We start from the raw sequence: 11,013 nt of genomic DNA, 5'->3' as shown, positions 1-11,013 counted from the left end.
TTTCCCGGTATATCCAAATCAAGCCTATGACTTGCGGATAATCGACCATAGTCGATAGCCGACAGTCCACAGCTTGTGCAATTGAACCTCAACCCGAGTTTTATTTGGATAGTTACCATAAATCGTACTATAATAAAAATAAATTGTTTTATCAATCCCAATTCCGGCAAGATCCACCCTTGCCGGAATTGGGATTTTTTTTACAACAGGGTTTTCCTTCCTGATTGGTAAGGATTTTTGGATTATTGGCAAATATTCATTTAACTCTAATTTTTTTTCCAATAAATTCAAATCAATAATCCAAAAATTGATTTTAATATGTTGTCAGAAGAAGAAAAAGAACTCATCAGATTAAGGGAAACTTGCCGGTTTGAGGTCAGGGAAAAACTTCAAAATGAAGCTGACAAAAAGATAGGATGGGGGAAAGTGATCTATTTTTTCAACAGCAAACTCGGCCTTTGGATATTGTCTGCTGTTTTTCTCTCCGGTGGGGTGGTGGCCTATGATGATTATAAAGACAAGAAAGAAGACAAAAAATCCCGAACCGAATTGGTGGAAAAACTGGATTTGGAAATCAGCTACAAGTTTAATCGGGTGATATATTTTATCGATGAACTTAGCGATAAAAAAGGTGAAAATTCCCAGATTCTTGTCACGGCAAGTATAGACGATGTACGTGAAATCGCCTTGGGTTTGGATAAATCTTCAGGGAAAAAGGGCGATTTCCTCAATGGGGATTTTCAGAATTGGAGCCTTTTGGCGCTGATGGTCGAGCTCAGGAGGCAATTGTTGAAATCGGGGATTAAGGATACTGAACTGGATCAGGTGATTACCCTTATGACAGATCTCCCCGTATTTTTTGAAAGCAAGAACGTTGACTATGCCAATATTCCTGCGATCAAAAAACTGATCAGGGAGAATCTGATTTTGTCACGATGGGAAAATCAGGGTTTTGCTTTATAGCGGTCTTAACTTTTCCAAAGTTTCGAACTTTGGAAAAGTTCTATAGTTTCGGTTTAAGGCCTCACATCCTCGTGTAGGATGATCCAAACTACGACTTGTGTGTAATTTGAAATTCCACCCTTTTTTCCTTTCCATCCACTACAATTACGGGATCAAAATTGAAATATGGCGCAGTTTCAAACCTACTACGATTAGCATCAACACTAAACTCGCTCAAGTGAAGAAATAAAAACGATTAAATATTGGAAACGAATTCGGTCCACATATCACCCAAATGCCAATGTTAATCAGTGTATTTTTTCGTAAATTGGCTTGGTGAAATACAAGTCAAGTAAAGGTCTCAGTTTTGTAATCGACAAATTGACCAACTCTATTGAGAATGTAATAACGGGCGACAGCTTTCCCACTGATATATCGGTCTTGACAAATCAAGACTTGAAAACTATCAGCAAGAAAAAAGGCTGGCTTTTCGACTGGAAAAAAGAATTTATAAATCCCAAACGAGAGACATACAAACTGACAATTGTCCACAATCCGGAAATTATCCAAGGACTTATCAGTGTGGAGGTAAAGAGCGACCACGTTTACATGCATTTGGTCAAAAATGCTCCATTCAACAAAGGAAAATCAAAAGTATATGCAGGTGTCGCAGGAAATTTGGTAGCCTTTGTTTGCAGACTGTCGTTTCAAAGAGGACATGAAGGCAACGTTTCGTTCATTTCCAAGACCCAACTTATCGATCATTATGAAAAGACACTTGGCGCATTCCACTTTGGAGGAAGAGTGATGATTATCGAAACAAAATCCGCATTGAAACTTATCGACAAATACTTTAAAAATTGACCATTATGAAGACACGAAAAGAAGCATTGGAAGTTGATTTTATTGGTGGGCAAGACACTTCTCTGACAAGTGAAGAGGAAGCAGCGCTTCAAGATTTTTTTGCCAAAAAGAAACAGGCAGCGACCAACCCGAGCGAAAAGAAAAGGAAAAGTGCAGCGGAGCGGACAAAATCATTGGCATAGCGATCAGGGCAAAAAAATCCCCACTTGGGAGGTTTTTAACGATTGATGATGAATTGGGTGGATGCCAATCGCTATCGGCATGTAACTCCGCCCTATTATCCTTCTAATTTGATTGGAAATCTTGCTATATCAAAACAATTTTAAGTTATTGTTGAAAAGGTAGAGTTACAAATTAAAAATCATAAAAAGGCGTAGTTTGTAACTACGCCTAGAGGTTACTTCTCTTTATAATGGTCAAACCAGCTTAGAATCGCAGCCACTTTGCTCATCAGCATACTTGGTCTGTCTACCAATCCATGCGAAGCATTGGGGATTCTGACCATGGCTGTTTCGACTTCTTCTAACTTCAACGCGGCATAGTATTGCTCAGATTCTCCGATCGGGGTTCTGAAATCTGATTCTCCTGTCAGCAACATGGTCGGCGTTTTGACATTGCCGACCAAGGAGATCGGGGAGCGCTTCATATAATTTTCGGTTTCTTCCCAAGGTTTTCCTGGGAACCAGTACTTGGTAAAGAACGCCGGATTATCAGCATAGAGGGCATGGCTATACCAATTGATGACAGGCTTGGCAACTACGGCAGCTTTGAATCGGTCTGTTTTTCCAATAATCCAAGCGGTCAAAACACCTCCGCCACTTCCTCCTGTGACAAACAGATTTTTGGTATCGATGTAGCCTTTGGCAATTACCGCATCCACGCCGGACATCAAGTCATCATAATCGTTGCTCGGATAATTGTGGTGGATGAGGTTTCCAAATTCTTCTCCATATCCGGTGCTACCTCTAGGATTGGTATAGAGGACGACATAACCTGCAGCAGCCATCTCCTGCAATTCATAGGTAAATGATTTGCCGTACATCGTGAATGGACCTCCGTGGATTTCGAGGATCATCGGGTATTTTTTGTTTGGGTCAAAATCAGGCGGTGTGATGATCCATCCCTGAACTTTCCTTTTGTCAAAAGACGATTCCCACCAGATTTCTTCTACTTTTCCAATTTTTCTTGAATTGAATAAATCCTCATTGACGCTAGTAAGCCTGTTGGTATTTCCATCTCCCCAAGTACCTAAATCCGCAGGATGCTCTGTTCCTCCCAAAGTATAGGCAAATCTGTTGTTCGCTGAAACTGTAAATTGGCCCACAACGTATGGCCTTCCCAAATCCAAGCCACCAAGTCCCTCAGTGATGGTCCGTACTTTTCCCGTAAGTGCAACATGGCCTATTTTGATATCGCCATGTTCGCCATATTGGAAATAGATTCCCCTGCTGTTTCCTTCCCAAATGATATTTTCAATATCTCGGTCAAGATCCCCACCGAGCATTTTGGAATCTGTTCCGTCGGCATTCATTACATAGAGTTTGGTCACTTGATATCCCTGAAACCTGTCATCAAATCCCAAATAGGCGATTTTGCTGCCATCAGGAGACAATACAGGATTAGAATCCGGACCAAATCTTTTGGTCAAAGGATTAATTTTTCCATCAGAAAGGGTGAGTTGGTAAACTTCGGAATTCAATGGTTCGAGCTCGTGCTTTTCGTGGAGGTTTGCAGAAAAGATGAGAGACTTTCCGTCTTTGGACCAAATTGGATTTCCATGGTTCAATTCAGAAAAAGTGAGTTGGGTAGGTTTTCCGCCGTCGATTCCCAAAGTAAAAATTTGTGTGTTCCCGCTTTTTAAGTAGCCCGCACCATCGCTCCTGTAAACCATCTGATCGATGTAAATCGGCGCATCGTTCCATTTTGCTCCCTCAGGTTTGGTAGGGATTTTAAGCAATGTTGACTTGTTTTCTTTTGGGACAAACATGGAAAACGCCAGTTGTTTGTCGTCCCCGGACCATGACACTTCTCCGGGTGCAATCGCCGAATTGGTCAATGCAACGGTTTCTTTTGTATCCAGCCACATTAGATAAAGCTTCATTTTCTCATCCTGCATGTTGGATTTGAATACAATCTTGCTGCCGTCATGTGACCACCTCGGCATAAAATCCCGCTGATTGCCTTGGGTCAGCGGCCTGTTTTGACTCCCGTCAAAATTGACTATCCAGAGATTGGACAAGTCGCTGTCCGTCATGATATCCTTGAAATTGCGGACATAGATGATCTTGCTGCCATCCGGTGAAATCTGCGGATCTGAGACATATTCCAGATCAAAAAGATCCAAAAGTGTCAGGTTGGATTTTGTCTGTCCAAAAGTCTCAAAGGAAAAAAGGAGTAATAAAATGGGTAAGTGGCTTATTATGCGTTTCATAACGGATGTTTGGCTGATAGATGACATTTTGATTTTATTGAAATTGAATATAAGATAATGCATTCCTTTTTAATAGCCTAAAATGAAACATCACAACAAGTGTTGAAAAAAAGAATAATAAGGTTCCTTTCAAATTCTTTGAGATGATTAAAAGAAGTACAAAATAAGCTTTATCAGGGACAGTAAATGTTAAAGAAAAAATTGAGAGCTGGAGCAATATCAAAAAATATCTCAATATCGATGAGTATCTAATTGCCTTATTATTGACAAAGGTTAAGAATTGCAAGCAACCATATTTCAAAGTATATTACTTCGACAAACCAAAATGACCATGTATCAAAAATCAACTTTCAAACCAAACCTGCATTTCCATTTTGGAATGCTGCTTCTGCTTTGCTTTAGCATTTCTTTTGAATCTTTTTCCCAGATCCCAAGGCAGTTTCTCGAAATCTCTGTAGTTCCGGACCGGGAGGATTGGACCTATAAAACAGGCCAAAATGTGGAATTCTCCGTGTCCGTCACCCAATCAGGCCGACCTGTAGCTGTAGAAAATGTCCGCTATGTAGTCAAAGAAGAAAAAATGGATCCGATCAAAGAAGGCTCCTTGAAACTGAAAGATGGAAAGGCAACCATCGAAAAATTCACTATGAAGAATCCCGGATTTCTCAGATGTGAAGTATTTGCGACCATTGATGGAAAGGAATACAGAGGGATCGGAACTGCAGGATTTGAACCTGAAAATATCAAACCTACCGTCAAAATGCCAAAGGATTTTGAGGATTTTTGGAATACAGGAAAAGCTGAACTTGCCAAAATCCCGATGGATGCCAAGATGATCCACCAACCTGAAAGAAGCACAGACCAAGTGGATGTATATCATGTCAATTTTCAAAATGTGCGAAACAGCCGAATTTATGGCGTCTTGACTGTACCGAAGGGCGGCGCTAAGTATCCTGCTGTTTTGTTGGTCCCCGGTGCAGGTATCAGGCCTTACTTTGGTGACGCCAACAAATCTGTCCGTGGCGCGATTACCTTGCAGATCGGAATCCATGGAATTCCGATTGACATGAATCAGGAAGTTTACAACAACCTTGGTTCTGCGGCTCTGAATGGTTATCCGACTTTTAATATTTGGGACAAAGACCTGTATTATTATAAGCGTGTTTACTTGGGATGTATCCGTGCGGTTGACTTTTTGGTTTCCCTACCGGAGTATGACGGCAAAAATCTAGGTATCCAAGGAGGAAGTCAGGGTGGCGCGTTGTCAATCATTACAGCGGCGTTGGATCCCCGGATCAAATTCCTCACTGCCATGTATCCGGCGATGAGTGACATGACAGGATATCTCGAAGGAAGGGCAGGAGGTTGGCCCCATGTTTTTGCCGGTAATAATTTACAGAAATTCAACAAACCCGAAGTCATTGAAACCATCGGTTATTATGATGTGGTCAATTTTGCAAGAATTCTCAAAACCCCCGGATTTTACACTTGGGGATACAATGATGACACTTGTCCTCCGACTTCTTACTATTCCGCTTTCAATGAAATCAAGGCTTCAAAAGATGTTTTTGTCGTGCCGGAAACCGGACATTGGACTTATCCGGAGCAAGGCAAAAAAGCTGATGACTGGATTTTTGGAAAGTTTGGAAAATGAGTTTACGACTGCAAAAAGTAATTACACATAAATACTCCCGCAGCTGTTTCGGTTTCATAAAAGAAAGATTCAATGAGATCGAGATAGATGCGGGAGATTGTTTTACTCAAAATAATGAAACTGTTGTTTCTTGGGAGAAACATCAGAGACTAGGTTTGGAGGGTCAAAGACAGTCAAAGTGGACTACAGACCGATATTGAATGGATGGACTATTTGATTTTTTCCGCCTCTAATTCTTTCAAATCACTTTCTTCAATGACTTTGCCCAAGTCTAATCCTCCTCGGAAGACGAGCATTCCTCCGGCAAGACCCATCGGAAGATTTTTATTTTGAATGCCCTGTGTCAACAGGTATGTACCTGAAAATAGCATCACGGCAGGCTCAACGGTTTTGAGGCTTTTTTTGGCGATTCTAAATATTGAATTCAATAGCTGTGACATGACTTTTATATTTGTGCAGTCCGTTTTTCTGAGACTGCGGTTAAACATTCACTAATTTAATCACAAAACAGTTACAATTCATGTTACCCAATGTTTTGTTAAGGACTGAAAGTATTTCCGGTCGAAATTGGTTAAACCCAATCTTTTCCTCAAATAATTAACTTTTACCTATGTTGCAAAAACCATGCATTTTTTAGTAATCCCAAGGGATAACGGCTATTTTTAATCTACACCAAGGGCTTTTGGGAATTAATTGTATTTTTAGTGTTTCAATTTAGAAAACCATCTGAATGAGTAAATCTGATTACAGTAACCTTTCCAAAGAACAACTTCTTGAAATGATCCACCACTTGGACAGAAGCAGGAAGTATGGATTGGTATGGGAGGAAGAAAAGGAACCCGAAAAAGTGGTTGCTGAAATTCAGGATAAAATTCCGGTATTGCAGGAAATCCAAGACAGGGAGATTTTCAACAGTGTCGATCAGCCCACCCATATGCTGATCGAAGGCGACAATTTTCACTCACTTACAGTTTTAAATCAGACCCATCAGGGCAAGATTGACCTCATTTACATAGATCCGCCTTACAACACCGGTAAAGAAAACGAGTTTCTGTACAATGACCGCTATGTGGATATCCATGACGGGTATCGACACAGCAAGTGGCTTTCTTTTATGTGGAAGCGACTGAACTTAGCTAAAAATCTTTTGAAAAGCTCTGGTGCGATTTTTATTTCCATCGATGACAATGAGATTGCACAGCTGAAGTTGCTCTGTCAGGAGATTTTTGGGGAGGAAAATTTTGTAGCCCAATTTGTCAGAAAAAATAAAGCAGGTTCCGGTCACGACAGCGGTCAGGTAGCAGTGGAGTTTGATTACATGCTTTGCTTCGCAAAAAATAAAGCCGAATTGAAGTTTGCTAAGGAGAAGCTCGATGTGGAAAGTGACAAGAAGTATAGGCTTTCGGACGCACATGTGGAGTTTAGGGGGAAATATTACCTCCGTGATTTGGATTACCGAGGTTCCTATAGTGAAAGTATGGATTATGTGATTGCCGCGCCCGATGGGACAGAGATGTTATCGGGAGGAAAATTTGGGAAGCCCAACACTTGGAGGTGGAATCAGGACAAATTGAAATGGGGAATTGAAAACGATTTTATCGTATTCAAAAAAACCAACAAGCAATGGAAAGTCTATATCAAACAGTACCAATTTGTCGACAACCTGAATAGGCGGCGAGAGCGGCAGCTTCCCTACCGGGCTTTGATCCAGTTTTTGAATTCGGAAGGAAGTCAGGAACTGAATGAAGTGGTGGCGCAAAGTATTTTCAAATTCCCCAAACCGATAGGCTTGATCAGGTTTTGTATCGATTTGTTTGAATCCAAAGAAATCACCGTGCTGGACTTTTTTGCAGGATCGGGGACGACCGGGCATGCAGTTTTGAAGGCCAACGAATCGGATAGCGGCAAAAGACAATTTATCCTCTGTACCAACAATGAGAACAATATCTGCGAAGAAGTGACCTATACCCGCGTTTCCAAAGTCATCCAAGGCTATCAGGGTACCAAAAAACTTCATGATCCGATTGCACAGAATCTTAAATATTTCAAAACCGGATTTTTGGAGAAAGCAAAAGAAAACCACCAGGAAGAAAGTCACATTTTTGAATCTTGAGAAAACAGAAATGGTCAGTTTCGAGCATATCCTTCACCTTCCTCTGACCGAATCAGAAATCCTCGAATCGATCCAAAAAGCAATTGAAAATACCAATATTTCGGAATTGGACAATCTCCGTTTCCGTCATCCAAACATCCAGTTTGACTGCATGTTGCGTGGATACTTGGGGGAATTCGCAATCAAAAAATGGCTGAAGGAAAATGGAATTGAAGTTGAAAAAACCAACCTGATTTTGGAAGACGATCAGGTGGATATCGATTTTGTATACAAAAGCAAAAACATTGAACTCAAAACATCTTTGGTTCCCGATGCCGACCAAACGGTTAAGAATGCTGTTCTAAACCGAGATCTCAAGCTGATCAAAAGGGAAGAGAAAATCGAAAACCTTAGAGGGGATATTCACTTGCAGGTTTTTTTCAACCAAAGGAGAAAAGCAAAAGATGATTGGCTAAAGGCTTTAATGGTTGATTTGGGCCTTAAAGATCCTAAATACCTGTATGATGCTTTTTGTGCCAAGCGGTACAAGACGGACTTGTTTTTTGTAGGTTGGATTGATAAAATTACTTTGGTGAAAAGGATAAATCTGTTGGTAGAAAGAGAGAGGACTTGGACTTTTCAGAAGTCAAAGCGGGAGTTTTGGTCCTGCAGGATTCTGGAATCAAACAAACCTGTTGAACTGATCCATTTCTTAAAATCTATTTGATTTAGATCCTCCAAATTTCTTTGTAAACGCACTTAATTTTCCCCAACTTTAAGCAAAATCTTTGATCATGAACAGGTTTATTTTCGGCTTTATTGCGGCGCTTTTGGTACTTGGCAGTATCTGGTATTTTGTAGGAAAAAGGGAAAACAAAGACGAGATCCTCGCCAATTCGGCCATGATTCAGCAACAAATCCAAAATGTTGGAAAACTGATTGTGACAGAAGGGTACTTTTCACAAGTATTTACTTTCAAAAATTCACAGAATCTTTTTTTGGATATCGTCACTTCGGACAAAAAAGCCTTGGTTGTGGCAAACGCCAAAGCGACGGTTGAATATGACCTGAGGCAGTTGGAAACGAGGATTGATGAGGACAACAAGACGGTGGTAATCACCAAAATCCCGGAACCCGTCATCAATATCTATCCTGAAATCGAATATTACGACGTGACGCAGGATTACTTCAATAAATTTGAAGCCAATGATTACAATAAAATCAAGAACACTGTGACGGCCCAATTCCGCAAGAAAATAGAATCCTCAGGCCTCAAGGACAATGCCCAAGAGAGACTGATGAGCGAGTTGGTCAATATCTACGTACTCACCAAATCCATGGGCTGGACGCTGATGTACAATGAAGTCATCATTGAGAACCCGGAGCAAATGAAAAATTTGAAGCGTTAAGGAATGGTGACTTTATTTCCATAATATTTATTTTCCTGAACTAAGACTGAATTATGAAACTTCAATTCTTCCTTTTCTTATTTCTGGTCATTGGTTTGATTTCCTGTGGACAAAGCAAAGAAAAATCCATAGAGGAAATAGAATCCGCGAAACCCAACATCATTTTTATTCTTGCCGATGACCTTGGCTATGGAGACTTGGGGGTAACAGGGCAAACAAAAATCGAAACTCCGAATATTGACAAACTTGCTAGGAATGGAATGCTTTTTACCAATCACTATTCCGGAGCAACTGTTTGCGCACCGTCGCGGTCAGCTTTGATGACAGGATTGCATACCGGGCATACACCGATCAGGGGGAATTTTGAAGTACAACCTGAAGGGCAATATCCGATGCCTGATAGCATCATGACCATTCCAAAAATGATGAAAAAGGCTTGCTACGCCACCGGAGCATTTGGTAAGTGGGGATTGGGTTTTATCGGGACTTCAGGCGATCCCAACAATCAAGGTTTCGACAAGTTCTTTGGGTACAATTGTCAACGCTATGCCCACCGCTACTATCCTGAATACCTTTGGGACAACAATCAAAAGGTGAAGCTAGAAGGGAATGACTGGACCAACAAAACCACCTATGCGCCGGAAGTCATCCATCAAGAATCCTTACAATTTATCGAAAACAATAAAGACAAACCATTCTTTATGTTCGTGCCTATGGTGACGCCACATGCCGAGTTGGCGACATCCGACACTGTCTTATTGAAAAAGTATAGAGAGAAGTTTGGGGATGAAAAACCGTATCTCGCGCCAAAAGGACATGACTATGGTCCGGAAATCATTATTCCCGGCTATCAGTCAGTGGAATATCCCCGAGCCGTATATGCCTCCATGGTGGAGCAATTGGACAGACAGGTCGGAGAGATTATCCAAAAACTCGAAGAACTCGGATTGACTGAAAACACCATCATTATTTTTGCTTCAGACAACGGACCACATCAGGAAGGCGGCAATGACCCGGATTTTTTCCAAAGCAATGCAGGGAGAAGAGGTTATAAAAGAGATTTGTATGAAGGAGGAATCCGGACTTCACTGATTGTGAAATGGCCGGGTCAGACTAAGGCTGGAACACAGACAGACCATGTTTCAGCTTTTTGGGATTTCTTCCCCACTTTTGCCGAGATCGTAGGGGAAAAAATCGAAAGCAAAATTGACGGGATCTCATTTGTCCCAACTTTAAAAGGCGAGTCAGGCCAAATGCAGCATGAATACCTCTATTGGGAATTTGTCGAATTGGGAGGAAGGCAGGCCATCCGAAAAGGAGACTGGAAAGCAGTCAGGCTGAATGTCAAAAAAGACAGGAATGCTCCCATTGAACTGTACAACCTTAAAGATGATCCCTCAGAATCCCGAAATGTGGCAACTTCTAATCCTGAATTGGTCAAAGAAATGGCCAAGCTTTTTGAGTCGACACATGTTCCCAATCCTGTTTTTAAGTTGTTTGAATAAAAAAACCTTCGGCTTTTACCGAAGGTTTTTATTATTTAATATGATTATCCGCAATCATTCCAGTAAGGATAAATTGAAGCAATGATGAGTCTGTCAAAAAGCTTTTGACCGAAATA

At 41.0% G+C, this 11,013-nt stretch carries 10 protein-coding genes; 8 read left to right on the top strand and 2 right to left on the bottom strand.

What is annotated here, in order from left to right; translation table 11 throughout:
* Window positions 1-318 precede the first annotated feature (318 nt).
* The 3 genes from MMU05_RS12015 (at window position 319) to MMU05_RS12005 (ending at window position 1,988) form a co-directional block, all read left to right on the top strand.
* A complete protein-coding gene (locus MMU05_RS12015; protein ID WP_241141928.1) occupies window positions 319-963 on the top strand; it encodes a hypothetical protein in 645 nt (214 codons plus the stop codon).
* A gap of 315 nt (window positions 964-1,278) precedes the next feature.
* Entirely contained in the window at window positions 1,279-1,806 is a 528-nt protein-coding gene (locus MMU05_RS12010) for a hypothetical protein (protein WP_241141927.1), read from the top strand.
* Window positions 1,807-1,811: 5 nt separating this feature from the next.
* Window positions 1,812-1,988 (top strand): hypothetical protein, encoded by a 177-nt coding sequence (locus MMU05_RS12005; protein WP_241141926.1) that lies wholly within the window; start codon window positions 1,812-1,814, stop codon window positions 1,986-1,988.
* A gap of 215 nt (window positions 1,989-2,203) precedes the next feature.
* On the opposite strand, the gene MMU05_RS12000 is transcribed toward MMU05_RS12005, so the two are convergent.
* The gene (locus MMU05_RS12000) at window positions 2,204-4,237 is read right to left on the bottom strand and encodes a S9 family peptidase (protein ID WP_241141925.1); all 2,034 of its coding nucleotides are present in this window, start codon (window positions 4,235-4,237) and stop codon (window positions 2,204-2,206) included.
* A 331-nt stretch (window positions 4,238-4,568) separates the two neighbouring features.
* Here MMU05_RS12000 and MMU05_RS11995 point away from each other — a divergent pair, with 331 nt between their 5' ends.
* Window positions 4,569-5,891 (top strand): acetylxylan esterase, encoded by a 1,323-nt coding sequence (locus tag MMU05_RS11995; protein WP_241141924.1) that lies wholly within the window; start codon window positions 4,569-4,571, stop codon window positions 5,889-5,891.
* Between the two features lie 209 nt (window positions 5,892-6,100).
* Here the strand turns inward: MMU05_RS11995 and MMU05_RS11990 are convergent, their stop codons facing one another.
* Complete coding sequence (locus tag MMU05_RS11990) at window positions 6,101-6,331, bottom strand: hypothetical protein (protein WP_157966150.1); 231 nt, start codon at window positions 6,329-6,331, stop codon at window positions 6,101-6,103.
* A gap of 290 nt (window positions 6,332-6,621) precedes the next feature.
* On the opposite strand from MMU05_RS11990, the gene MMU05_RS11985 reads away from it, so the two are divergent.
* From MMU05_RS11985 to MMU05_RS11970, 4 genes are all read left to right on the top strand, one after another.
* Entirely contained in the window at window positions 6,622-8,004 is a 1,383-nt protein-coding gene (locus MMU05_RS11985; protein ID WP_241141923.1) for a site-specific DNA-methyltransferase, read from the top strand.
* The gene (locus MMU05_RS11980; protein ID WP_241141922.1) at window positions 7,994-8,710 is read left to right on the top strand and encodes a hypothetical protein; all 717 of its coding nucleotides are present in this window, start codon (window positions 7,994-7,996) and stop codon (window positions 8,708-8,710) included. The genes MMU05_RS11985 and MMU05_RS11980 overlap by 11 nt, the downstream gene beginning before the upstream one ends.
* A gap of 67 nt (window positions 8,711-8,777) precedes the next feature.
* On the top strand, window positions 8,778-9,392 hold the full coding sequence (locus tag MMU05_RS11975) for a DUF4230 domain-containing protein (RefSeq protein ID WP_113925660.1): 615 nt from the start codon (window positions 8,778-8,780) through the stop codon (window positions 9,390-9,392).
* A gap of 53 nt (window positions 9,393-9,445) precedes the next feature.
* Window positions 9,446-10,897 (top strand): arylsulfatase, encoded by a 1,452-nt coding sequence (locus tag MMU05_RS11970; RefSeq protein ID WP_241141921.1) that lies wholly within the window; start codon window positions 9,446-9,448, stop codon window positions 10,895-10,897.
* The last annotated feature ends 116 nt before the right edge of the window (window positions 10,898-11,013 follow it).

The sequence above is a fragment of the Cognataquiflexum rubidum genome (assembly GCF_022538115.1).
Taxonomy (GTDB): Bacteria; Bacteroidota; Bacteroidia; order Cytophagales; family Cyclobacteriaceae; genus Cognataquiflexum; species Cognataquiflexum rubidum.
The sequence above is the reverse complement of the archived record's forward strand: the minus strand, read 5'-3'. Positions and strand labels throughout refer to the sequence as shown.

Bases quoted from the DNA above. Each gene is read 5' to 3' on its own strand.
- MMU05_RS12015 (WP_241141928.1), top strand. From the start codon at position 319: ATGTTGTCAGAAGAAGAAAAAGAACTCATCAGATTAAGGGAAACTTGC.
- MMU05_RS12005 (WP_241141926.1), top strand. From the start codon at position 1,812: ATGAAGACACGAAAAGAAGCATTGGAAGTTGATTTTATTGGTGGGCAA.
- MMU05_RS12000 (WP_241141925.1), bottom strand. From the start codon at position 4,237: ATGAAACGCATAATAAGCCACTTACCCATTTTATTACTCCTTTTTTCC.
- MMU05_RS11995 (WP_241141924.1), top strand. From the start codon at position 4,569: ATGTATCAAAAATCAACTTTCAAACCAAACCTGCATTTCCATTTTGGA.
- MMU05_RS11990 (WP_157966150.1), bottom strand. From the start codon at position 6,331: ATGTCACAGCTATTGAATTCAATATTTAGAATCGCCAAAAAAAGCCTC.
- MMU05_RS11985 (WP_241141923.1), top strand. From the start codon at position 6,622: ATGAGTAAATCTGATTACAGTAACCTTTCCAAAGAACAACTTCTTGAA.
- MMU05_RS11975 (WP_113925660.1), top strand. From the start codon at position 8,778: ATGAACAGGTTTATTTTCGGCTTTATTGCGGCGCTTTTGGTACTTGGC.
- MMU05_RS11970 (WP_241141921.1), top strand. From the start codon at position 9,446: ATGAAACTTCAATTCTTCCTTTTCTTATTTCTGGTCATTGGTTTGATT.